Raw genomic sequence first — 23,375 nt, 5'->3', positions numbered from 1 at the left:
CTACGGATTACATTCGAGAAAAGTCATTCAATTCCTGCTTAATTGAACAAGACTTCTAATGCTTTATCCATCTGTCGATCATTTTCTCCACTACGAACTTCTTCTACAATTAATTCTTGGAGTTTCCCTCCGGTTTCTTCATCCACTTCACCCGTCTGACTCAGGCCTTCGTCAGACTGAAACTCTGAAACCGCAGCTTCGGTTTCTTCACTGAAGTATCCGTCTGTACGACCAGGTTGATAGCCTAGTCCTTGCAGCATCACTTGAACATTTTCCACTTGCTCTTTATTATCATCAAACTTCAATGTCTCTTCTATTTCAACTGGGTTAGTATAGAAGTATTCCGGCTGTTCAACCTCTACAGTAGGTTCAATCCCTTTTTCATGAATCCAATTTCCTTCAGGGGTTAACCACTTATAAAGGGTTAATTTAATTGTACTGCCGTCACCCATTGGGATCGTCTGTTGAACAGTACCTTTTCCAAAGCTTTTCGTTCCAACAATATCATATCCTCCAGCTTCATTCATAGCGGCTGCTAGAATTTCAGAAGCAGAAGCACTTCCTTCGTCTTGTAAGACCGTAATTGGGTAGTCCTTCGATTCTTTTAATTCTGAGTAATACTCGGATTTCTCTCCTTGACTATCTTCTACTTGAACATAAGGTTGATCATCCGTAATAAACTGGTCAAGAATCTCCTGAACATCTGTGAAGAGTCCTCCTGGATTTCCTCGAACATCAATAACAAGTCCTTCAATTCCTTCACCTTCAAGCTCAGTTAAAGCTTCTTCAAATTCGGTTGAGGTTTTTTCAGAAAAGGAGGTGATTTCAATAACACCTGCTTTTTTGCCGTCAATTTCTTTTGTATCGGTGTAAACAGTTTCCAGTGGTATATCATCTCTAACTAATTCTACAGTTAAGGGGTCACTTGAACCAGGGCGTTCAATCGTTAACACAACCTCTGATCCTTTTTCGCCGCGAATTTTAGATACCGCATCATATAAGTCCAGACCTTCTACACTTTCTCCATCAACCTCAAGTATTTGATCATTTGGCTTGAGTCCAGCTTCTTCGGCAGGAGATCCTTTAATGGGTGCTACTACTGTCACTTTCTCATTTACCATACTGACCTCTGCTCCAATCCCTTGGAAAGAGGATTCGATCGACTGGTCAAACTCTTCCATCGTTTCTTTATCCATATAAGTACTATAAGGGTCATCTAACGTATCAAGCATACCTTCAATAGCGCCTTCTATGAGCTGGTTTTTATCCGCTTCAATTAACGAATTCTCTTGTATAACGCTAAAGGCCTGTTCTACTTTTTCTATGTCTGCGCCCCCCGACAATCCTTCTATAAATTCTTTTTGTTCATCTTCTGATAAATCAGCAAAATTTTCTGCATCTTGGTCAGCATTGGCAGTTTGATCGGAATTTTCATTAGCTGTTGTTCCGAAGTATTGTATTCCGACATACGACCCGGCGGCCCCTAAAAGAACGGCAAGCACCACTATGATCGCGACGAAACGCGCCCTTACATTCATCGCATTCACCCTTCTGTGTAAAATATTTCTACTAGATGATTCTATACTAGCAAAAAAAGCACCACACCGTAAATGTGCGATGCTCTTTTTATTAACTTATGCCACAATTTTTATGACATGTCCCAAACTGGATAACGAACTCTCTAAAACAGGCGTTCTCCCTGCGCTCTCTACACTATTCATAAGCCCGATATATAAACTTATAACAGCAATTCCGCTCATAATCAGCGCTCCTGCAGCGGATTCCTGTCTGGAAAATAAAAGATAGGTAAAAAGGAAAAACAAACCTGCAAGCACCATAAAAAACAACCCTATAATACTTGGGCTCAGCGACAATTCTTCTCCTATATTTACTGACATAAATGTTTGAAAAAGAATGGAAGTTTCTTCTCTATTTAAGGCCTGCTCTATATTATGAGGCGGCTCTTTTTCACTCATAAAACCTGTCAAGCTGAAAATAGTTAAAATAATAATACTCTCAGCTCGCCACCATTTTTTCGGCGAAAAAGAAGGGGAGGTTTCTACTTTCTTTCTGATCAGAAAACCATTAATAAAAGCAAAAAGAAGAAGAGCTAAAAATAAAAGCTGCTTCAATAGCAAAGCCTGCCCATATGGTAATATCCATGACTGGACTATACTTTCAGTTAAACTGAAGCTCATAAACAAACCAGTAAATGTAAGCATGACTACACATCCAATGGCGATAAAGGTATACCATTCTACAAAAGCATCCCAATTCTTTTCATTTTTTGAGAACCAGCTTACTACCAATAAAATTCCAGCCCATGAGCAGATAGCTAAAAGGTGAACAATATGCGCTAAAGCTCCCGGGTAGCTGGACATATTGGCAGCATGACCTACAACACCTTGTGTCAAAATCATGCCAAGAACTAAAAACAAACTGGTGGTAAAGGCAGCCGGTCGGCTTTTCACTGTCGCTATTACACCTATATAGAGAAGACTGAAAAAAGTGAGCGTTACCCACGCTCGACCAGTCTCCAATTCTTTCAAAACATAGAAGAAGCTGGATAGATAACTTTCTTCTTGATACATATGAATATTTAACGTTAAAGCAATGATTGGAAAAAGAGATAATATCGGCAATAAAGCTCCAATAATTATCAAATCTTTTCTCGATAATGTTACCTCTATTCTATTATTATGAGGGATGAGGAAAAGAATGCTGCTCCCTAAGATAAGTGCAAAACAAACATACAACAAGCCATTACTTAAGGCGTAGATCATGATTTCTTACGAGTGAATACGAAAACTAAGGCAGCTACAGCAAGTAATGATACAGCAAGTACAGGCATCAGCCAGGAGTTTGAACTATTTTCTTCTGCTGCACCCAGGGTTTCTTCCTCAGCTGACTCTTCTGATTCTGATTCAGCCGTCTCTTCATTTTCTTCAGCATCCTGCTCGACTTCCTCATAGGAAAAAGAAAACTCTTCTTCCATAACATGGCCGTCTTCACCGACAATACTGTAAAACACTTCTATTTCCCCGCTTTCCAATTCTTCCGGCAACGGCACTTCAATAACTTCATCGCTTGAATGGTTTACGTCTTCTACTGTAATTTCATTACCTGATTCATCGGTAACGGTGATTTCATTCGGCTGCTGTACCGGCGAATCAAATATTAAGGTAATGACTGGATCATCACCAGGCACCTGCTCCCCAGCTTCAGGATCGGAGTTTTCTAAGTGTGTATGAGCGCCTGCACTTAAAGGATAAGCAAACATAAATGCAAGAAAAACAATGGATATATACTTCATAAGACACCTCTCTATAATTTTATAGGAAAATTTACGATAGTAGTTCTAAGTTGGACTTCTCTATTTATTTATAACAAAAAACAAAGAAGGAAGCTATCCTGATTATTTACAATTCACTGACACTTGTAAAAGCTGTGTTGAACTCATAAAAAACGCACCTTGAGCAACTCAAAGTGCGTTTTACCAATAGATTAAAAGTTTACATGTTTTCTAGGGTTAACAGCGTTCCCCTTATCAGCTGTCCACGGACCTTCGTGTACTTCAAAGTGAAGGTGAGGACCAGTAGAGCGTCCTGTGTTACCCATAAGACCTAACTGCTGACCTTTAGTTACAGAATCACCAGAGCTCACCTGACGATTTTGCATGTGGGCATACACGGTAGTAAATACTTGTCCATCAATATAGTGAGTGATATAAACAACATTTCCATAAGTACTAGAATAATAGGATCTTAGTACTTCTCCAGAAGCTGCAGCAACAATTGGAGTTCCGTTTCCTCCAATGTCAATTCCTGCGTGCGTACTTCCCCAGCGTGCGCCCATCTCAGAAGTTACCGGTCCGCTTGCAGGACGCATAAACTTACCGCCAGAGGTTGGCTCAGGTACAGGTGCTGCTGTACTGCTGGCAGAACTGCTGGAACTTTCTGAGCTGCTTGAGTTTGAACTGCTGGAAGAGCTGCTGGAACTTTGCTGTTCTTTCTCAGCCGCTTCTTGCTTGGCAGCTTCTTCTTCTTTCTGTTTCTGAAGCTCACGCTCACGCTGCTTTTCTAATTCTTTCTGTCTTTCAATTTCAGCTTGGATATTTGCTTCTTCATTTTCAGCATTCTTCATGGCTTCTTGAATAGAAGCTTCTTGGCTTTGCAGCAATTCTTCTTCCTCTTCAAGCTCCATTTTATGATCGTGAAGCTGTTCTTCTTGTAACTCAAGTTCTTCCATCAGCTTTTCCTTTTCAGCTAACTGGTCATCAAGATCTGCCTTAATTCCCTCAAGATCTGCTTTCTGCTGCTCAAGCTCTTCCATTTTTTCTTCTAATTCAACTTGCTTTTCTTCCAATAACTGCTTCTCTTCCATATGCGTATCCATGATATCTTTATCCTGGTCCATTATGGTAGTTACAGCTGAAGCCCGATCTAAGAAATCACCAAAGCTTTGGGCTCCCATTAAAACTTCTAAGTACTGAACATCGCCACCGCTTTTTTGCAATGCTCGTAAACGTTCAGTTAAAAGTTCTTCACGTTCCTCAATTCTTTTTTTCAAATCAGCAATATCTTCTTTCAGCTGAGTGATCTCGTCTTCGGTTTCTGCAATTTCGTTTTCTTTAACACGAAGTTTTTCTTGTGTTTCGCTCAGTTTGTTATCAAGCTCTTCCATTTGATTCTTAGTTTCTTCTTGCTCTTTTTCATTTTCAGCTATGTCATCTTCCGTGCTGCTTTTATCATCTGAAACTTCATTCTTTTTTTCGTCGACATTACCTTGTTCTTCTTCTAATTCATTTAATTCTTCACGTACTTCGTCAAGTTCTGAGTTAGCACTCGCTGTTAAAGGCGTCAGCAAAGTGCCGGCTGCGAGTAATGCAATAAGTGGTGCATTGTAAAACTTTCTCATTTATTCAACTTCCTCCCCTTATTCAATTAAACTCTTAAGAATTTACGAACACTCATCACGCTTCCCCAAACGCCTATGAATGCTCCAATTGCTAAAATCAATCCTGCAAGTTGAAAAGCAAACGGATAGAACGGAAGCAATTGAATGAAATCAAATTGAATCCTGTCTTGAAGGTTGTAATACAAGTAGTAATATCCGCTTAGAACCGCTGCAATAGGAATGATGGATCCAAGAACTCCAAGTAACAATCCTTCCACAAAGAACGGCCAGCGAATAAATGCGTTTGTCGCACCTACAAGCTTCATAATTCCAATTTCCTTCTTACGGGCAATGATCGTGATTTTAATCGTGTTCGAAATTAAGAAAATAGCAGTAAAAACTAATCCTACAATTAGGCCTAAACCTATATATCTCGCATATTCATTAAACTGAAACAACCGTTGAACAATTTCTTCGCCAAAATCTACTTCTTCGACCTGCTCCATAGATTCCGCTTGATCAGCAATGGCTAAAGCTTCTACCGGATCATTTGGTTCTATAATGAACGCGTCATTTAACGGGTTACTCTGTTCAAACAATTCAAAAGCTTTCCCTTGGTCGCCTAGACTATCAATCAATTCATCTAACTCTTCTTCCTTAGAAGAATAACTTAGATCTCCCACCTCAGGGATCGATTCTAGTTCATTTTCTAAAGCGGATACCTGCTCTTCATCCGCTGTTAACTCCACGAGAACTTTCACTTCAACATCATCTTCAATATTTCCTGCGATTTCGTTTAAATTCAGCATGAGTGCTAGAAAAACACCGACAAGTAATAATGTGGTCGTAACTGCACCTACAGCTGAAACGGTCATCCAACCATTACGCCAAACACTTTTTCCACCTTCACGAGTATGTCTTCCGAGGGTTCTAAATTTCATAACCATATTCCCCCCGTGCCTCGTCACGTGCGATTTGGCCATCTTCTATAGCAATCACTCGTCTGCGAATCGTGTTTACAATCTCTTGACTATGGGTAGCCATTAATACAGTAGTACCAGTGGCGTTAATCTCCTCGAGGATATGCATAATTTCCCATGAAGTATCAGGATCGAGGTTACCCGTAGGCTCATCAGCAATTAACAGCTTTGGATGGTTCACAATGGCACGTGCGATAGAAACTCGCTGCTGTTCTCCTCCTGAGAGCTCATCTGGAATAAAGCGGGCTTTATTCTTTAAACGCACCTGATCTAATACATCCATAACACGACGTCGTATTTGGTTTGGAGATTCTTCTATAACCTCTAAAGCAAATGCGACGTTCTCATACACTGTTAGTCTTGGAAGTAAACGGAAATCTTGATAAACGACACCTACATGGCGACGCATGTATGGTACGTGACGTTCTTTGATGGTCGACAAATTATAATCATTTACCTTTACTGAACCTTTGGTTGCTTTTTCTTCCCTAAACATCAGCTTCGTGAACGTTGACTTGCCAGCGCCACTTGGACCAACTACATATACAAATTCACCTTGATCAATATGTACATCAATTCCATTTAACGCAGTGACACCGTTCGGATAAGTCTTGTAGACTCCCTTCATGTCTATCATATAGTAATCACCTTAACTCCTTTGTTGTAGTACTTCTATGCTGCTATAATAAGCAATTTATTAATCTATCGTCTTAAGTCCTCGTACATTATAACATCTACTTTCGAGTTTTTAAGACAAAAAAATATTACATTTTTGTTTCAAACTATTCGACTTATAGATAATATTCGACAAAATTCTCAAATGTCCTTCATTGATTAGGGATGTTATAAAAGTTAGTAAACGGCATGATACCAAGCACTTATACTTGAATTTTGTTTAAGAAAAAAGTTATTTTTGTCTTATGTAAATACCATATAAAACAATATATTATTAACATGCTTTTTTAAGAAAATAGTGAAAAAGACCTCTAACTTTTTATAAACATAAAAAAACCTGACGTTTTATCGTCAGGTTTTTCAGTATACAATTATTCCATTGAGGAAAGCCAATTTGCTACGAGCTCAGCGTCGCCTTCTTCAACACTTTGTGCTTGCATTGAACCTTTACCATTATGGATAATATCCTGTATTTCTTCAGAGGAATATTTAGATCCAATTTCATTAAGAGCCGGACCTACGTTCCCTTCTAAATCTCCGCCGTGACAACTGGCACAGTTTTGTTCAAACACCTGTTCAGCAGCAGCTACATCCACATCCTCAGAACCATTTTCTTCGTTTGCTGATTCTTCAGTATCGGTATCTCCGCCATTTTCTCCTTCTTCATCTCCACCGCCTCCGCAGGCACCTAAGATGAAAACAAGACTGAGTAAAGCAGCCCATAATAATTTCTTCATTCATCATCCCTCAAATCATTTCATTTTAAAAGATATAAATTATTATAACCTAACTATGTCGTTTTAAAACCCTCCCCCAGAACCTCTGTAGCATTCATAGCTACTACAAATGCACCAGGATCAATCGTTTTCACTGTTTGTGTCAATTTGATGAATTCATTCTGCTGAACCACACACATAATGACTTGACGTTCCCGGTCTGTATAGCCGCCAGAGCCTTGCAGCACAGTAACTCCACGATCAATTTCATTTAATATTGCTGCTCGTACTTCTTCCACATTCTCTGTTATGATCATCACGTTTTTCGATGTATTTAAACCCACTTGAACAAAATCAATCGTACGACTAGTGGCAAATAAACCAATTAAAGCGTATAGACCTTCTTCTACAGAAAATACAAGCGCGGAAGTTAAGACAATTATTCCGTCCAGTATCGCTACACTAATTCCTAACGGCAGATGGGTGAACTTATGGAGTACTTGGGCAGCTAAGTCAATGCCTCCTGTTGAAGCACGTCCTCTAAAGACGATGCCCAGTCCTAAACCTACACCCATCCCGCCAAAAATAGCACCAAGTAAGGGATTAGGCGTAGCAGGTTCGAAGTTATTCGTAAGAAGTACAAATAAAGGAAGAACCATGGTTCCTACAAAAGATTTGAGGCCAAAGTTTTTCCCTAAGAGAACAATTCCCATAATAAATAAAGGTACGTTAAGAATAGCCTGCACAATTCCAGGTTCCCAGCCAAAAACGCCTTTAGTGATCGTACTTATGCCTGCTACGCCGCCTGAGGCAATATTATTAGGAAGTAAAAAAACATTGAATGCTAAAGCTACAAAAAAAGACCCCAAAATAACAAGACTATATTCAATCATATGTTTAATTACCGGGGGCATCGGTTCTCGACGATATTTTTTTGCCATCATCATAAGCGCTTTCCTCCTGCGTCAGTAAACTACCGTAGGAGTATAACACTGCCCTTATCCCCTGTAAACGCGGCTCAGATAACGCATTAACACACTAAAGAGTTACTGATTTTTCGTTGATTCCTCATGTACGATAGTGCGGATTACCTGTAATACGTCTTCCCGCATATCTTCTCGCTTTAATGCCATGGAAATTGTCGTTTCAATAAAACCTAATTGGTCACCTACATCATAGCGATCTCCTTCAAACTCATAACCATACACAGATTGGGATTGATTCAAACGTTCAATCGCATCAGTAAGCTGGATCTCTCCGCCTGCTCCTTGTGTTTGGTCATTTAACAAATCCATAATTTCCGGTGTTAAAATATATCGGCCCATGATCGCTAAATTCGATGGGGCTTCTCCCTGCTTTGGCTTTTCTACAAAGTGATCTACTTGATATCTTCTGCCTTGTTGATCAATGGGTGAAATGATACCGTAACGAGAGGTTTCATCTTCCGGTACTTGTTTTACTCCAATAATCGATGCTTTTGTTTCTTCATGCTGCTTCATCAGCTGTTTTAAACACGGAGTTTCAGATTCAACGATGTCATCTCCTAGTAAAACCGCAAAAGGTTCTTCTCCAATGAATTTTCTTGCACACCAAACCGCGTGCCCTAACCCTTTAGGCTCCTTTTGACGAATATAATGAATATCAACAGATCCCGGCTGCTTCACTTTTTCTAAAAGATCAAACTTTTCCTTTTTATATAAGTTTTCTTCCAACTCAAAAGAATGATCAAAATGATCTTCAATCGCTCGTTTTCCTTTACCTGTAACGATAATAATATCCTCAATCCCTGAAGCAATCGCTTCTTCCACTATGTATTGGATGGTCGGCTTATCAACTATAGGAAGCATTTCTTTCGGCATAGCTTTTGTAGCTGGTAAAAACCGAGTACCTAGACCCGCTGCAGGAATGATTGCTTTTTTAACCGTCATTATGATCGCCTCGCTTATTGTGGTTTACCTTTAGAATAGCAGAATTACGAGGCTATGGGTAGAACGATGAGAATAAGAAAAAGCAGTACCTTTTTAAAAGATACTGCTAAACTCTTTTATTTAATTATTGTTGATCCCTGCAGCATTTCAGGCTTTGCTCCAAGAATTAAAAGAAACAGTTTGGGATCCCCTACTTTACTATGCTTCTTCATTAGTGATTTAGCTTCCATAAAGTCAGGGTGATCTTTTAATTTCTGCACTTCTCTCTGATAAAGAGAAAGGATTGATTCTCTTACAAATTGGGGGCGGAATTTCGGAAGGTCTTCATCTCTTAATAAAGAACCCATATATCCGTATTTGATTTGCAGCTGTCTTGTTAAACTAACCACATGATGCAGCTGTTCATAAAGTTCTGGATGCTGCAGCTTGAGTTCTTCTAATTCTTCTTTTGCTCTGTAAATATCATTTAACCCCGCTAACATCGTATTCATTCTCGATCTCTCCCTTTTCCCATGGTTTTTCTAATTCAATCATCTTTGTTAATTCCTTACTGTGTTTTCTCCGTATTCTCCGCGTTTCTGCGCGCTCCTTACCGGACTCATAAAGAAATCTTTCTTCTTCCGATTCCGGTGATATTTCCGCCACTTTAATCGGCTTTTTATTTTCGTCCAACGCAACAAACGTTAGAAAAGCTGTCGCCGCCATCCGACGTTCACCGGAAATCATATCTTCAGCAATGACCTTACAAAAGATCTCCATAGATTTATCTCCTGTATAAGAAACAAATGATTCAACACATACGGAATCTGACTGCGTGATCGGGTACAAGAAGTCAATTGAATCTGTCGAAGCCGTTACGCATTCTTTTACTCTTGCATGACGACGAGCCGATAATGTTGCATTGTTATCTAGTTTTTTCATTAATACTCCACCAAATAAGGTATTGTAATTATTTAAATCATTGATCATGACTTGATCTGTATTTACAATTAAACTTTCTTTCGGACTCTTTGTATTAGGCATATGATGTATCCTTTCCAATTAATTTGTAATTCAAGTGTAAGAGTCATTTACCTATATGTGAAATGGTTATTCATCATAGTCAGCATAGACAATATCTATGCAAATGCTTCCAACCATGCCAAAGTAGCATATTAATAGTGAATTCTATATAAAAAAAGCACCTCTTACGTAGAGATGCTTCCAACCGTCAATCGATCTTGAATAAATTTGAGCCACTCTTTCGTGGCATAAGATAAGTAATGGTTTCTGCGCCAGATTATAGCAAGATCCCATTCTATCATCGGCTTAACCACTTTAATTGTTTGCACCTCCTCTTTTAAAAGTTTTGAAACGCTGTAAGGTAATATCGAAACCCCCAGCTTCGAAGCGATCATTTTTCCAATAAAATCCCACTGAGAGCTTTCGGCTACCACTTTAGGCTTAAATCCAGCTTCTTTACAAGCTCCAGTGATGCGATCATTTAACGCGAAATCTTTATTAAAAAGTATGAGTTGCTCTTCTTCTAGCTCTTCCAGCTTGATTTGTTTTCTACTCGCTAATGGATGCGTCGGGGGCACAACCACCCGCAGTTCTTCCTTCATAAAAGAGAAGTAGTGGAATTCCTCCTCTTCGGTTGGCAGAACCGTTATTCCGACATCCAGATTCTCCTGCAAAATATCTTCTTCGATTTTCTTAGCTCCATTTTCTAAGAGCTGAAAAGTAATATTAGGATAAAGCTGATGAAAGTCGCCAAGAATCTTGATAAAATGTTCCGCATCCATAATGGGCGGAAGCCCAATACGGATGTGGCCTTTTTGCAGTCCCAGTAAATCATCAAGTTCCGTCTGCAGATTGTTAAAGGCTTTATCAATCGTCTCGGCTTGGTCCAAAATCACCCGTCCTGCATCCGTTAAAACGAGCTGTTTTCTTGATCGTTCAAACAGTTCAACTCCGAGCTCAGCTTCTAAATTTTTGATCATTTTACTGATGGTCGGCTGAGTTACAAATAAATGATCGGCTGCTCTAGTAAAACTTTTAAATTTTGATACTTCTATAAAATACTTGAGGTGCCTGATATCCATACGTTCACCTTTTCTACGAATTAGTTACCCTATACTTTAACACTTTTACTGTTTATTCCATAATCAAAAAAGCTTCTCTTTAAAAGTAGAGAAAAGCTCGCAGCTTGTAGAAAACCCCCTGTTTTAGATCACTGAAAAAATAAAGGTCGATGAAAAACAGAATTTTAAAAAGCGTCCTGCGTGAAATTTAATATCCACACAAGACGCTTGTCTTCTAACTATTAAGGGATTTGTACCTTCTATTCCTACCTAAGGTTAACGATTCGTTTTCACATTAGTGATTTAGCCAGACAACGTGTTGATGACACGAGGAGCGTTCGATAGATAGAGCTTTTTATTGACCTCAAATACCACTCGTTTTCCGCGGACGGATTCAGAAGCTGATTGACTAATCCATTTGTGAGCGCAAATAAGCATTAATAAATTTATCGAGTTCGCCGTCCATGACAGATTGAGTATTTCCAATCTCCATATTGGTACGATGGTCTTTCACCATGGAATACGGGTGAAAGACGTAAGAACGAATCTGACTGCCCCAGCCAATTTCTTTTTGTTCCCCGCGTATCTCATCGAGTTCGGCTTGCTGACGTTCAATTTCTAGTTGATAAAGCTTTGATTTCAACATTTTCATAGCCTGATCACGGTTTTTCAGCTGTGAACGCTCAGACTGGCACGTTACCACCGTATTTGTTGGCAGGTGAGTAATCCGCACGGCTGAATCTGTGGTGTTTACGTGCTGTCCGCCTGCACCACTTGAACGATACGTATCGATTTTCAGGTCTTCTGTCTTTACGTCAATTTCAACTTCATCGTTAAATTCAGGCATCGTTTCGCATGATACAAATGACGTATGCCGACGACCTGAAGAATCAAATGGCGAAATTCTTACAAGCCGGTGTACGCCTTTTTCCGCTTTTAAATAACCATATGCATTGTGACCTTTGATAAGAAGGGTCACACTTTTCACCCCGGCTTCCTCTCCAGGCAGGTAATCCATCGTTTGGACAGAAAAGCCTTTCTTCTCAGCCCAGCGTGTATACATACGCAGCAGCATGCTCGCCCAGTCTTGAGACTCTGTTCCACCTGCGCCTGGGTGAAGTTCTAAAATCGCATTATTTTTATCATACGGCTCGCTAAGTAAGATGTTTAGTTCGAACTCGTTTAAATCATCTAATAATTGGGTCACTTCTTCTTCAAGCTCGGTACGAAGATCTTCATCCTCTTCCTCTTTGACAAGTTCATAGGACACTTCTAAGTTTTCATGAGTTTCTTCGTGCTTTTCAAGCGTATGAACGAGTCCTTTAAGACCATTGACTTCATTAATTACTTTTTGAGCAGTATCTTGATCGTCCCAAAATCCCGGCTCTGTCATTTCTTCTTCTAATTCTGCTATACGAGTCTTCTTTTGATCGACGTCAAAGAGACCCCCTGAAGTCCGCTAAACGTTTAGCTGTATTATCTAATTGGTGGCGAATGTCTGCCATATCCATAATTCCATCACTCCTATTAAAATGGTACGAAACACAAGGTAAGACACCTCCGTTAAGGAAGTGTCTCTTCTTCTATCACCCGTGGCAGTTCTTATACTTTTTACCACTGCCGCAAGGGCAAGGGTCATTTCGTCCTACCGTATCTTTTTTCACATAAGGTGTCTTTTTCTTGCTTTCTTTACTTTCCTCTCCGCTTCCTGAAACCGCCTTTGCTCCTTGAGCTACTTCCTGGCGCTGCAGGTTATTACGGATTTGTGCTTTCATCACATACTTAGCGACTTCTTCATCAATGGTTTGAACCATTTTTTCAAACATGCTGAAACCTTCAAACTGATACTCACGCAGAGGATCGTTTTGACCGTAGGCACGCAGGTGAATACCTTGTCGAAGTTGATCCATTTGGTCGATGTGATCCATCCATTTCTGGTCGACGGTACGAAGCAGAATTACTTTTTCAAATTCACGCATCTGTCCTTCTTCCATCTCTGCTTCTTTCTCGTCATAGCGCTGCTTCACTTTTTGTAAAATCAGTTCTGCCATTTCTTCTGGATCTTTTCCTTTTAAGTCTTCCACTTTAACGTCGCCTTCTTGCAAGAGGTTTGCTCTGCAATATTCAACGATCGCTTCAAGGTCCCACTCTTCATCCAGCTCTTCTGTTGTATGAGCTTGAACCGTCTGCTGAACAACTCGCTCAATCATTTGTTCAATGATATCACGTAAATTTTCTGACGTGAGCACGTCGTAACGCTGCTTATAAATAACTTCACGCTGCTGACGTAATACATCATCATACGAAAGGATCGTTTTACGTGCATCGAAGTTATTCCCTTCTACACGCTTTTGAGCAGACTCGACAGCGCGGGAAATCATTTTACTTTCAATCGGCTGTGAATCATCCATACCTAAACGTTCCATCATATTACGCATGTTATCAGAAGCGAAGCGACGCATTAACTCATCATCCGTTGCTAGATAGAACTGCGACATACCCGGATCTCCTTGACGGCCGGAACGTCCACGCAGCTGATTATCAATCCGACGTGACTCATGCCGTTCTGTCCCTAGTACTGCCAGGCCGCCAAGATCACGGACACCATCACCAAGTTTAATGTCGGTACCACGACCTGCCATGTTTGTGGCAATCGTAACTGCACCTTTTTGACCGGCATTTTCGATAATCTCTGCTTCACGGAAGTGATTTTTCGCGTTCAGTACGTTATGAGGTACTTTTGCCTTATCTAAATAACGTGAAATGATTTCAGATGTTTCCACTGCTACGGTACCTACTAAAACAGGCTGTCCTTTTTGGTAACGTTCTTTAATGTCCTCAACTACTGCTTTAAACTTCCCATCCATTGTTTTATAGACAAGGTCTGGCCGGTCATCCCGAACGATCGGTTTGTTTGTTGGTATTGAGATGACGCGCATATTGTAAATGTTAAGAAATTCTTCTTCTTCCGTCTTAGCGGTACCTGTCATTCCGGACAGCTTCTCGTACATACGGAACAAGTTCTGGAAGGTAATAGAAGCAAGCGTCATGCTTTCGTTTTGAATCCGTAAACCTTCTTTGGCTTCAATTGCCTGGTGAAGGCCATCACTGTATCGGCGGCCTTTCATTAGACGTCCTGTAAATTGGTCGACAATCACTACTTCATCTTCTTCCACCACATAATCTGTATCCCGCTGCATTGTTGTATGAGCTTTTAACGCCTGATTAATATGGTGAATTAACGATACATTAGAAAGATCGAAGAGGTTTTCAATTTTAAAGTATTTTTCAGCCTTATTTATGCCTTCTTCTGTTAATTGAACGTTTTTCGTTTTCTCGTCAAACGTAAACTCGTCATCCTGTCTAAGCAGGCGCACGAATGCGTTAGCCGATTGATATAAATCCGCTGATTTGGACGCAGTACCTGAAATAATTAACGGCGTACGGGCTTCATCAATTAAGATAGAGTCGACCTCATCGATGATCGCGTAATGAAGCGGGCGCTGCACCATTTGTTCTTTGTATAAAACCATGTTGTCGCGTAAATAATCAAAACCGAACTCATTGTTTGTTCCATAGGTGATATCGGCGAGATATGCTTCACGTTTTTCATCCTTAGACATGCCGTTAAGGTTTAACCCAACGGTTAGTCCAAGAAATTGAAAAAGCTCTCCCATCTCTGTGGAGTCACGGCTTGCTAAATAGTCATTGACTGTGATGATGTGAACACCTTTACCTGTAATAGCATTAAGATAAGCCGGCATCGTAGAAGCCAGTGTTTTACCTTCCCCCGTTTTCATTTCGGCAATGTTACCTTCATGAAGGGCGACAGCGCCCACTATCTGTACATCAAACGGACGCATGCCTAAAACACGTTTTGATGCTTCTCGAACAACGGCAAAAGCTTCCACCATCATATCATCCAGTTTTTCACCTTTTTCGTAGCGTTTCTTAAATTCCTCTGTCTTTTTACGTAAGCCGTCATCGGACAGCTTAGCTATATCTGTCTCTAAATCATTCACTTTATCAGTGATTTTTTCTAAGCTTTTCAGTTGGCGAGAGTTTCCATCACCAAATATTTTCTTAAGCGTTCCAATCATTGCAACCGCTCCTCTTTAATTTCCTATCTTCGGTTGAACATAGTTTAATCCAACCATTATCATAACACTAAAGAGAGCGAGGTGACAACAAATCCCCGCGTGATGAGCACTCTAAAAAGGAAGAAAAAGACGAACCAGCAGCCCGAGGGTGAGCTGCTCATTCGATGGAGGCGATTATGGGGATAAGGAAGGGGCCAAGCGGGGTTGATACTCACGTATTAGTTGATGCTCCATCTTCAATTGCCGTTGATCTACTTCATAAATACGACGGTTGGCAGCACCAATGATTTCAACGAGTTGAGCAATCGTTTCTTCCTGCTGCTTCATCCTCTGACAAAGGTGAAGACAGTCAGTGCAAGTATAAGTATAGGTCATCATTTCGCCTCCCATGGCAGGAATATTGCTATTTCTTTATACCATGACTGTTAAAAGAAAAGAAAAACGCAGTTTTGCCATTTTTAAACTTTCAAACTCATAGAAAATTAGTCTTCACTTAGCTATAAATAAATAATTGATCATAATAGGCTGGCGACCTAATTGGGTTTCATAGTTATAAAAAAAAGAACAGCCCCGGTTTAAGGGACTGCTCTACTTTAGTTATCACGTTTCTATCAATCCGTAACGTCCGTCACGTCGTTTATAGACAATGTTCGTCTCGTCTGTATCCGCATTCGTAAATACGTAAAACGCGTGACCAAGTAAATCCATCTGCAAGGCAGCTTCTTCACTATCCATCGGCTTTAAGTCAAAACGCTTAGTTCTAACAATTTCAATATCATTCTCATCATTATTATAGTTCTCTTCTCGCTGTTCCTGCGCTTCTCTTTCAAGTTCAGCAAACACATATTTCGGTGCGCCTTCCTGACGGGATCTGCGATTCACTTTTGTTTTGTACTTTCGAATTTGTCTTTCCAATTTATCTACCACAAGGTCGATGGCAGCGTATAAGTCTGTATTGTGTTCTTCTGCGCGAAGAAGTAGATTCTTCATCGGGATTGTGACCTCGATTGTCTGCTCATCATTATAGACACTTAAATTAACGTGTACTTCTGATGACGGGGGAGTTTCAAAGTAGCGCTCCAGTTTGCCCACCTTTTTCTCCACATAATCCTTAATTGGATCCGTCACCTCTAAGTTTTCACCACGAATGTTGTAAGTTAACATTTAGAAGTGTCCTCCTTTCATCCTTATGTAGTTTATATTCTACCATACCCTTACCTATTCCTGCATAAACTTACGGAATCTTTTGACTATTATGTGTCGGTAATTGCTGGAATTGTTATTTAAAAGGCGTTATAAGCCGAAATGACGCACAAACTAATCAAAGTACTAAAATCCATACAAAAAAGAGGTTTTCGTTTCATTAATTTCGGAAAATAACGAGAGGGATGGTTTTTGGCCATTCTTATCCCCGAATCCCTTCATTTTCACTTTATTAAAATACCATTTTAAAAAGTAACGAAGAACGGACAAAGAATTTGAAAAAAACCTAACATTATAATGGACAACTAGAACACACATGAGGATGATTGGTTTTGGAAAAAAAATATTTGTACGAAATTAACTTTGTACGTGCCATCGCCTGCCTATTAGTAGTAATGGTGCACGTAGGTGCTCGTTTCTACGGTGCTTATGATGGAAGTCATACAACACTCACCAATTTTTTTAACCAGATATCACGAATTGGAACACCTCTTTTTGCAGTGATGAGCGGCTTCCTTCTCTACAATCAAATGGCTAAGAAGCATTTTAAAGTTTCTCAGTTCCTAAAAAGCCGTATGGTTAAAATTATTTCACCATTTGTGGTTTGGAGTTTATTTTATTTAGCTTTCGATTACTTCAACGGTATAGAAGTCTTCCCTGATTGGTCCATTTCCTCAGAAGTGACAGACTTTACGTTCCAATTTATCACTGGAGAATCGTATTTTCACCTATACTTTATAAGCTTAGTCATTCAATTTTATTTTTTATTTCTATTGATTCGGAAGTGGATGAATTTAAAAACGATTACATTTGCAACGATCCTTTCCATTTATGTAAATTATCTATTTGTAACTAATCATTTTGAAGTAAATAACGAGTACTTAAACTCATTCATTAACAGCCGTACGTTTTTACTGCAATGGATTTACTACTTTATGCTCGGTGCCTTATTAGTAAAACTCTGGCCTTACATTCATCGCTATTTATTAAAAAAATCAAATCAAATATTCACACTAATTACAGGTCTATTCGTCCTTATTTTTAGCGTGTTAGATTACCACTCCCACCAGCAAATTATAAATTCAAATGAGAACTTATTACATTTTATTACTATACCTATCGCTTTTATTGTTCTTATTAGCTTATACTATCAGCTAATCTTCTGGAAAGACTTTATAATGGAAGGATTTATAAAGTTAGGAAATATGTCAATGGGAATTTACCTCATTCATCCTTTTGTCATTACCATGTATCAGTGGTATGCGCCTTATGATGTTTTTGCAGAACCGATCTATATCATCCCTTTTCACTTTATGGTGATTTTACTCTGTATTGTTCTTCTGAAAATCATCTCATTTTTACCGTTTAGTCAATACATCGTAACTTTAGTCAAATCGAATCGGAAAAATATACAATATAATATGGAGGAAAGCCGAAATCTAATTCGTTCTTCTAATTAATGGGGCTGGGACATAACTAAATAAAACATAAAATAATCCGAACGATCATGGAGAAATCTGTTCGGATTATTTTATGTTAATGAGACTCTACACCATCGCTCCGTCAAAACACTCCGCTTTCCGCGAGCACGGCCTCAGCTTCCTCGGTAAGCAAAGAGCGCTTACCTGCTGGATCTTCGACTCGCGCTGTTCCCACAGGAGTCTGCGTGTTTTGACTACGCTAATGATCTGAGTATGTACAATCGTTCGTTTTATGACATCCTGCTTTGGTTATGTCCCGAGCTAATTTTTTAAATATTTTTAAAAGTATTGCACAGGACATGAAAGAACTGTATAATCATAAACTATACTAAAACCAACTAATTCAATAGGAATTATAAATAAAGGAGGGATTTACATGTTTCTTGAACTAAACCAAGTCGGAAAAACGTTTATAGATAAAGAACAAGGCGAGTTCGAAGTTTTTGCCGACATTGATTTATCCATCGAGAAAAAGGAATTTGTTTCATTATTAGGTCCCTCAGGCTGTGGTAAATCGACCCTTCTGTCAATGGTTGCCGGACTTGAACACGCGACGACCGGCTCGATGTCGCTTGAAGGAAAAGAGATTAAACAAGCTGGCCCGGAACGCGGGATGGTCTTTCAGCAAGCTTCTTTATTCCCCTGGTTGAACGTAAAAGACAATGTGATGTTCCCGCTGAAATCTACAATGAGTAAGAAGGAAGCGGAAGAACGAGCGGACCACTTCTTAAAAATGGTGCATTTAAGCCGATTTAAAAAACATTATACGTATGAGCTTTCTGGAGGCATGCAGCAGCGAGTAGCCATTGCACGCGCACTGGCTATGGACCCAAAGGTGCTGCTCATGGATGAACCTTTTGGAGCTTTAGATGAACAGACCCGTCATATTCTCCACGATGAACTCATTAAAGTGTGGCAGGAAACCCAGAAGACAATTCTATTTGTGACTCACAGTATTCAAGAAGCCATTAAATTGAGTGACCGAATCATCGTGATGGGAACGCGCCCAGGCCGCATCATTGCTGACTTTAACGTTGATATCCCTCGCCCTCGCAGCCGTTCAGACGAGCGTGTCATTCAGTTTGAAGATGAAGTAATGAACTTGCTTAAAGGAGAAATCAATAAAGTATTAAAGGAAGAATTGACCGATGAAATTGAATATTCTTATTAAACGGATCTTATTTCTAGTGGCGGTTCTCGGTATCTGGCAGCTGATTTTCTCACTAGGTATTCTTGAAGAAATTATTTTCCCCTCTCCAACAAGTGTAGGAGAAGCTCTTTATAACGGATTTACACGTGGTGATTTTGTAGGTGCTCTTGGAGCAAGCTTTAAGCACTTATTTATAGGATTATTTATGGCGATTACCTTTGGCACTGTTCTCGGTGTAATTTTAGGTAAATCCAAACAAGCAGATGAAACAGCCGGCATGTATTTAATCGCAATGCAAAGTATTCCAAGTATTGTCTGGGTACCTTTAGCGATTATGCTGTTTGGCTTCTCAGAATTTGCCGTTATTTTTGTCGTCGTTCTAGGCGGTACATTTGTTATGGCACTTAACGTCAGAACAGCCATACAAAGCGTTCCTCCGCAATTTATACGTGCTGCTAAAACTATGGGCACAAGCGGATTTCGAATGTTCTTTAGAGTTGAAGTTCCCTCGAGCGTTCCTTATTTTATGACGGGGCTTCGTCTGGCTTGGGCTTTTAGCTGGAGAGCACTTATGGCTGGTGAACTGTTAAGTAACGGTCCTGGTCTTGGCTACTCTTTAGCCTACGCTCAAGATTATGCACGTATGGATCAAGTCGTTGCCATCATCGTCATTATTGGCGTGATTGGGGCATTTGCCGATCAATTAGTTTTTTCTAAACTAGAGAAAAATGTAAGAAGTCGTTGGGGATTAGCTTAAATGATGAAAGGGAGATTATATTGAAGAAAATTATTTCTATCTTTAGTTTAGTCGTGTTGGCAGGTATATTGGCTGCATGTGGCAGTGAATCTGGATCAAGCAGCGGCTCAAGTTCTGATGATTCGGTAACGATTGGGTACTTCCCAAATATTGACCACGCGGCAGGAATGGTAGCAGAAGAAAAAGGTTTCTATGAAGATACATTACCAGATGGTACTGAAGTGAACTATCAATACTTTCCAGATGGTTCAGCCTTTATGACAGCCATTGAAACAGGAGAAATTGAAGGCGGAATTGTAGGACCTGGTCCAGCAATGAATCACTTCACAAGCGGTGCAGATATTAACATCGTCGGTGCAGGTGCTACAGGCGGCACCGTGATTATGAAGCGAAACGGGGCTGACATTGAATCCGCTGAAGATATTAAAGGAAAAACATTCATCTCCCCTCGCGTAGGCTGCACACACGACGTACAGTTTGAGACGTTGATGAAAAATGAATTCGGCATTACGTCTGATCGTTTAGACGGTGAAATGAAGCACGTTACTGGAAAACCAGCCACTTACAGCAGCATGTTTGAATCCGGTAAAGTAGACGTCGCAGCTGTTCCAGAGCCATGGGCTGCTTATATTGAAGCAGAAGGCACAGGAGAAGTGATGTTTCAGAACGATGAGGTGGCTCACAACGCTGACATGCCGGCTTCTGTATTCGTAACGTCTGAAAAGTTAAAAGAGAAAGACCCGGGACTTATCCAAAACTTAGTCGATGCTCACAAAAATGCTACAGACTATGTAAATGAGAACCCTGAAGAATCAAAAGAAATTGCAATTGAAAAGATTGAAGAAATTACAGATCAGAAGCTATCAAAAGAAGTAGTCGACAGCTCCTGGGAGCGCATGAACTTCACTTATGTAGTGGATGAGAAAGAAATTCAAATGTTCGCAGATTCTTCTTATGAACTGCAGTTTCTTGAGGAAAAACCAAACTTAAATGGATTAGTGGATACAACATTTATTGAAGAATAAGTTAACGAAGAGCCTTCCATACCGGAAGGCTCTTCGTTTGTAAAGTAAATCTATGTTTTTATTGGGTGGACCTTCGGGTGAATCCCATACCATCTCCACGGAAAAACGACCAATCCTCCTAGCGAACACCACGCCCCGGGGGTTTTCTGATGTTTATTTTTTTCGATCCATAAACATACCATCATAAGAAGCCACGCTTTGGTATGGATTCGTATACTTTTGATTGCTCGACTTTTGTCTCTTCATGTTACGCATTTCTTCTTTTAACCCGTTAAAAAGAATTTCGAGCTTCTGGTTAATATCAACGTCCAAGTTCTTTACTTTTGCTACTTTTGCTTTCTCCTCTTCGTTTTCAGGGTGAGGCAGCTGTGGTAGAAGCTTAGAGCGTACCGTAAGCAGCTGCTGAACCTTCTGAATGACCTCTGTTCTATTGTCATCTGTAACCTTTTGATTAACCTGCTGTGATAGTTCCACTGTATGCTGTAAGAAAACAGACCAGCTGCTCATTAAGCCGTGCCGCCCGTTCCATACTGGGCTTTTCTCGCCTGCAGCAGTACTTGCTTCCACGTATCACGAAACTCCGTAACTAGCCCTTCCACTTCATCTAGAATTGCTGCGTCGTTTTTTGTATTAGCCTCAACCAGACGGTTCAACATATACTCATACAACGGCAGTACATCATTCGCTACGGCGTAATCCTGGTTCATCGTCACCATAAGCTCACGAATAATTGCCTGTGCTTTTTGAATCACTTCATTTTTCTTCGGATAATCCTTCTGTTCCAAAGCTTTCTTACCACCCCGGATAAATTTAATACACCCATTGTATAGCATAAGCGTAAGCTCTCCAGGTGAAGCGGTCTCTACTGAATTATTTTGATAGGCTTGAATAGACATCTAATCAAACACTCCTTTTAAAAATTACATCATGAAGTTCTGTTGAATATAGGAGGACTGTGAGTTCATTTCCTGAATTGCTTTTTCCATAGCACCGAATTCCGCCCAGTAGCGGTCCTCGATTTGAGTTAAACGATCTTGAAACTTAAGCATACGGCCGTCCAGATTAACAATCTCCCGCCCTAGCGTAAACGACTGGTTTAAGCTCGTATCTTTACCTGCTTTTCGCTCAATCGACTGACGAGTATTTGAAATCGTATCCTCAATCTGGCGGACAATCCCTTTACTCTCCCCTTCCCCATCATTAGAAAACAGCCTCTTAACAGAATCAGCATCCTCTGTTAAAGCGGCGCGAAGCTTATCTTCATCCACCTCTAATTTACCTCTGTCACGGTAGTTAGATGAGGTTTCAATTCCAATTTGAGATAAATGATTAAATGCACCATCATTCTCAACTTTATTGTACCAACTGCCTCTCATTTGAGAGAGCGCACCCGAAATAACGGAATCTCCTTGAAGCAGTCCTTTTTTCGCTTCCTCTTCCCACTTCTCGATTTCATCATCTTCCATGGCATCTTTTTGATCTTCAGTTAATGGATCATAATCGCGATTCTTCCGCTCGTTTAATTTTTCACCAAGTTCTTCAATGATTTCATTGTATTTATTAACAAAGTCAGTGATTTTTTCTAAAGCGCCGTCAACGTTATTCGTCACGTTTACCGTCGAAGAACCCGTTTCGTGAAACGTAAGGTCTAAACCGTTTACTGTATAGTTATTATCGTGGGAAGTGATTTCAAAGTCACCATCACCATAATTAAAAACAGCATCAGCGCCCCCTCTTTCATTATTCAATCCAAGGGTATCGGTTAAAAAAGCTGCGCCGTCACCTGTAAACGACATCTCATCGCCATCCACGCGATCCCCGGTCTCCGAACGCTCCAACATTACTTTATCCGCACTTTCATCATAAAATGCTCGAACCCCGATGCCAGCGCCACTTATATCTTTTAACACATCGTTTAACGAATCATCACTATCAAACGTAAACTCATGCTCTCCTTCACTCGTAGTGATCGTAAAAGAGCCGCCATCCGCCCATTCTGCAAACTGAGTACCAATGTCATCGTTGGGATCTAATTTTTCACTTCGATCAGCGGACAGCTTACTCTCACTTATGTTGTAAGCAGCAGAAGCGAGCTGCGTAACTTCTACATTATACCTGCCTTCCCCGGCATTCGAACTAGCCTCAGCCGTAACGGCTGAACCCGTAGCGGAAGCTTCCTTTGATTGGTATGTACGATCAAGCTTCATATCAAGCGCTAAATTATCAAGCTCAAGAAACTGCTTATTCACATCACGATAAGCATCCCGTTCCCATTCAATTTTCGTTTTATCCTGCTCCATTTTATTCAGCGGCTGACGTTCCGCTTTCATAAGGTCACTTACGATTTGATCAATATCCATTCCCGTCGCATTTCCAGCTACGCGCATTCCACTCATACGAT

At 40.2% G+C, this 23,375-nt stretch carries 23 protein-coding genes; 4 read left to right on the top strand and 19 right to left on the bottom strand.

Annotation, left to right across the window (positions count from 1 at the left end; all coding sequences use genetic code 11):
• Positions 1-38: 38 nt before the first annotated feature.
• From ACGTNH_RS06710 to hpf, 16 genes are all read right to left on the bottom strand, one after another.
• Positions 39-1,538, bottom strand: coding sequence for a S41 family peptidase (locus tag ACGTNH_RS06710; protein ID WP_394585886.1), 1,500 nt, complete (start codon positions 1,536-1,538; stop codon positions 39-41).
• Between the two features lie 96 nt (positions 1,539-1,634).
• Positions 1,635-2,663 carry a CopD family protein gene (locus ACGTNH_RS06705; RefSeq protein ID WP_394585885.1) on the bottom strand — a complete coding sequence of 343 codons (1,029 nt, stop codon included), beginning with the start codon at positions 2,661-2,663 and terminating at the stop codon, positions 1,635-1,637.
• Positions 2,664-2,779: 116 nt separating this feature from the next.
• A complete protein-coding gene (locus tag ACGTNH_RS06700; RefSeq protein WP_394585884.1) occupies positions 2,780-3,313 on the bottom strand; it encodes a copper resistance CopC family protein in 534 nt (177 codons plus the stop codon).
• A 191-nt stretch (positions 3,314-3,504) separates the two neighbouring features.
• Positions 3,505-4,917, bottom strand: a complete 1,413-nt coding sequence (locus ACGTNH_RS06695; RefSeq protein WP_394585882.1) for a murein hydrolase activator EnvC family protein — start codon at positions 4,915-4,917, stop codon at positions 3,505-3,507.
• A gap of 26 nt (positions 4,918-4,943) precedes the next feature.
• Positions 4,944-5,837 carry a permease-like cell division protein FtsX gene (ftsX, locus tag ACGTNH_RS06690; RefSeq protein ID WP_394585880.1) on the bottom strand — a complete coding sequence of 298 codons (894 nt, stop codon included), beginning with the start codon at positions 5,835-5,837 and terminating at the stop codon, positions 4,944-4,946.
• Positions 5,827-6,513 carry a cell division ATP-binding protein FtsE gene (gene ftsE, locus ACGTNH_RS06685; RefSeq protein ID WP_394585878.1) on the bottom strand — a complete coding sequence of 229 codons (687 nt, stop codon included), beginning with the start codon at positions 6,511-6,513 and terminating at the stop codon, positions 5,827-5,829. Before ftsE ends, ftsX begins: the two co-directional genes overlap by 11 nt.
• Before the next feature lie 409 nt (positions 6,514-6,922).
• Complete coding sequence (gene cccB / locus ACGTNH_RS06680) at positions 6,923-7,288, bottom strand: cytochrome c551 (RefSeq protein WP_394585877.1); 366 nt, start codon at positions 7,286-7,288, stop codon at positions 6,923-6,925.
• 53 nt (positions 7,289-7,341) lie between these two features.
• Positions 7,342-8,181: a YitT family protein gene (locus ACGTNH_RS06675; RefSeq protein WP_394586149.1), complete on the bottom strand. Its 840-nt coding sequence runs from the start codon at positions 8,179-8,181 to the stop codon at positions 7,342-7,344.
• A 132-nt stretch (positions 8,182-8,313) separates the two neighbouring features.
• A complete protein-coding gene (gene galU / locus ACGTNH_RS06670; protein WP_394586148.1) occupies positions 8,314-9,198 on the bottom strand; it encodes a UTP--glucose-1-phosphate uridylyltransferase GalU in 885 nt (294 codons plus the stop codon).
• 113 nt (positions 9,199-9,311) lie between these two features.
• Positions 9,312-9,686 carry a hypothetical protein gene (locus ACGTNH_RS06665; RefSeq protein ID WP_394585876.1) on the bottom strand — a complete coding sequence of 125 codons (375 nt, stop codon included), beginning with the start codon at positions 9,684-9,686 and terminating at the stop codon, positions 9,312-9,314.
• Positions 9,658-10,218, bottom strand: coding sequence for an acyl-CoA thioesterase (locus ACGTNH_RS06660; RefSeq protein ID WP_394585875.1), 561 nt, complete (start codon positions 10,216-10,218; stop codon positions 9,658-9,660). Before ACGTNH_RS06660 ends, ACGTNH_RS06665 begins: the two co-directional genes overlap by 29 nt.
• A gap of 164 nt (positions 10,219-10,382) precedes the next feature.
• The gene (cidR, locus tag ACGTNH_RS06655) at positions 10,383-11,279 is read right to left on the bottom strand and encodes a cidABC operon transcriptional activator CidR (RefSeq protein ID WP_394585874.1); all 897 of its coding nucleotides are present in this window, start codon (positions 11,277-11,279) and stop codon (positions 10,383-10,385) included.
• Positions 11,280-11,667: 388 nt separating this feature from the next.
• Positions 11,668-12,769 (bottom strand): peptide chain release factor 2 gene (gene prfB / locus ACGTNH_RS06650; protein ID WP_394585873.1). Its coding sequence is split into 2 segments (ribosomal slippage): positions 11,668-12,696 and positions 12,698-12,769, totalling 1,101 coding nucleotides; the frame shifts between segments, so codons are not numbered across the junction.
• A 75-nt stretch (positions 12,770-12,844) separates the two neighbouring features.
• Positions 12,845-15,358 (bottom strand): preprotein translocase subunit SecA, encoded by a 2,514-nt coding sequence (gene secA / locus ACGTNH_RS06645; protein ID WP_394585872.1) that lies wholly within the window; start codon positions 15,356-15,358, stop codon positions 12,845-12,847.
• A gap of 174 nt (positions 15,359-15,532) precedes the next feature.
• Positions 15,533-15,733, bottom strand: coding sequence for a hypothetical protein (locus ACGTNH_RS06640; RefSeq protein ID WP_394585871.1), 201 nt, complete (start codon positions 15,731-15,733; stop codon positions 15,533-15,535).
• Positions 15,734-15,958: 225 nt separating this feature from the next.
• Positions 15,959-16,522 carry a ribosome hibernation-promoting factor, HPF/YfiA family gene (gene hpf / locus ACGTNH_RS06635; RefSeq protein WP_394585870.1) on the bottom strand — a complete coding sequence of 188 codons (564 nt, stop codon included), beginning with the start codon at positions 16,520-16,522 and terminating at the stop codon, positions 15,959-15,961.
• Positions 16,523-16,893: 371 nt separating this feature from the next.
• Between hpf and ACGTNH_RS06630 the strand changes: the two genes are divergently transcribed.
• From ACGTNH_RS06630 to ACGTNH_RS06615, 4 genes are all read left to right on the top strand, one after another.
• Positions 16,894-18,021: an acyltransferase gene (locus ACGTNH_RS06630; protein ID WP_394585869.1), complete on the top strand. Its 1,128-nt coding sequence runs from the start codon at positions 16,894-16,896 to the stop codon at positions 18,019-18,021.
• A gap of 397 nt (positions 18,022-18,418) precedes the next feature.
• A complete protein-coding gene (locus ACGTNH_RS06625) occupies positions 18,419-19,213 on the top strand; it encodes an ABC transporter ATP-binding protein (RefSeq protein ID WP_394585867.1) in 795 nt (264 codons plus the stop codon).
• On the top strand, positions 19,191-19,949 hold the full coding sequence (locus ACGTNH_RS06620; RefSeq protein WP_394585866.1) for an ABC transporter permease: 759 nt from the start codon (positions 19,191-19,193) through the stop codon (positions 19,947-19,949). Before ACGTNH_RS06625 ends, ACGTNH_RS06620 begins: the two co-directional genes overlap by 23 nt.
• Before the next feature lie 20 nt (positions 19,950-19,969).
• Positions 19,970-20,974: an aliphatic sulfonate ABC transporter substrate-binding protein gene (locus ACGTNH_RS06615; protein WP_394585865.1), complete on the top strand. Its 1,005-nt coding sequence runs from the start codon at positions 19,970-19,972 to the stop codon at positions 20,972-20,974.
• 153 nt (positions 20,975-21,127) lie between these two features.
• Here ACGTNH_RS06615 and fliT read toward each other — a convergent pair whose 3' ends face one another.
• From fliT to ACGTNH_RS06600, 3 genes are read right to left on the bottom strand one after another with little or no spacing between them, the layout of a single operon-like run.
• A complete protein-coding gene (fliT, locus tag ACGTNH_RS06610; protein WP_394585864.1) occupies positions 21,128-21,541 on the bottom strand; it encodes a flagellar protein FliT in 414 nt (137 codons plus the stop codon).
• Complete coding sequence (gene fliS, locus ACGTNH_RS06605) at positions 21,481-21,870, bottom strand: flagellar export chaperone FliS (protein ID WP_394585863.1); 390 nt, start codon at positions 21,868-21,870, stop codon at positions 21,481-21,483. The genes fliT and fliS overlap by 61 nt, the downstream gene beginning before the upstream one ends.
• A 24-nt stretch (positions 21,871-21,894) precedes the next feature.
• Positions 21,895-23,370 (bottom strand): flagellar hook-associated protein 2, encoded by a 1,476-nt coding sequence (locus ACGTNH_RS06600; protein WP_394585862.1) that lies wholly within the window; start codon positions 23,368-23,370, stop codon positions 21,895-21,897.
• Positions 23,371-23,375 lie beyond the last annotated feature (5 nt).

Origin of the sequence: Halobacillus sp. B23F22_1 (genome assembly GCF_043497005.1) — a bacterium.
GTDB lineage: Bacteria > Bacillota > Bacilli > Bacillales > Halobacillaceae > Halobacillus_A.
Note: the sequence above shows the minus strand (reverse complement) of the source record. Positions and strands in the feature narration are given on the sequence as shown.

What these genes read in the sequence shown, in the direction of transcription:
- ACGTNH_RS06710 (WP_394585886.1), bottom strand. Translation starts at nt 1,538, where the DNA reads ATGAATGTAAGGGCGCGTTTCGTCGCGATCATAGTGGTGCTTGCCGTT.
- ACGTNH_RS06700 (WP_394585884.1), bottom strand. Translation starts at nt 3,313, where the DNA reads ATGAAGTATATATCCATTGTTTTTCTTGCATTTATGTTTGCTTATCCT.
- ACGTNH_RS06695 (WP_394585882.1), bottom strand. Translation starts at nt 4,917, where the DNA reads ATGAGAAAGTTTTACAATGCACCACTTATTGCATTACTCGCAGCCGGC.
- ftsX (WP_394585880.1), bottom strand. Translation starts at nt 5,837, where the DNA reads ATGAAATTTAGAACCCTCGGAAGACATACTCGTGAAGGTGGAAAAAGT.
- ftsE (WP_394585878.1), bottom strand. Translation starts at nt 6,513, where the DNA reads ATGATAGACATGAAGGGAGTCTACAAGACTTATCCGAACGGTGTCACT.
- cccB (WP_394585877.1), bottom strand. Translation starts at nt 7,288, where the DNA reads ATGAAGAAATTATTATGGGCTGCTTTACTCAGTCTTGTTTTCATCTTA.
- ACGTNH_RS06675 (WP_394586149.1), bottom strand. Translation starts at nt 8,181, where the DNA reads ATGCCCCCGGTAATTAAACATATGATTGAATATAGTCTTGTTATTTTG.
- ACGTNH_RS06665 (WP_394585876.1), bottom strand. Translation starts at nt 9,686, where the DNA reads ATGAATACGATGTTAGCGGGGTTAAATGATATTTACAGAGCAAAAGAA.
- ACGTNH_RS06660 (WP_394585875.1), bottom strand. Translation starts at nt 10,218, where the DNA reads ATGCCTAATACAAAGAGTCCGAAAGAAAGTTTAATTGTAAATACAGAT.
- cidR (WP_394585874.1), bottom strand. Translation starts at nt 11,279, where the DNA reads ATGGATATCAGGCACCTCAAGTATTTTATAGAAGTATCAAAATTTAAA.
- secA (WP_394585872.1), bottom strand. Translation starts at nt 15,358, where the DNA reads ATGATTGGAACGCTTAAGAAAATATTTGGTGATGGAAACTCTCGCCAA.
- ACGTNH_RS06640 (WP_394585871.1), bottom strand. Translation starts at nt 15,733, where the DNA reads ATGACCTATACTTATACTTGCACTGACTGTCTTCACCTTTGTCAGAGG.
- hpf (WP_394585870.1), bottom strand. Translation starts at nt 16,522, where the DNA reads ATGTTAACTTACAACATTCGTGGTGAAAACTTAGAGGTGACGGATCCA.
- ACGTNH_RS06625 (WP_394585867.1), top strand. Translation starts at nt 18,419, where the DNA reads ATGTTTCTTGAACTAAACCAAGTCGGAAAAACGTTTATAGATAAAGAA.
- ACGTNH_RS06620 (WP_394585866.1), top strand. Translation starts at nt 19,191, where the DNA reads ATGAAATTGAATATTCTTATTAAACGGATCTTATTTCTAGTGGCGGTT.
- fliS (WP_394585863.1), bottom strand. Translation starts at nt 21,870, where the DNA reads ATGTCTATTCAAGCCTATCAAAATAATTCAGTAGAGACCGCTTCACCT.
- ACGTNH_RS06600 (WP_394585862.1), bottom strand. Translation starts at nt 23,370, where the DNA reads ATGAGTGGAATGCGCGTAGCTGGAAATGCGACGGGAATGGATATTGAT.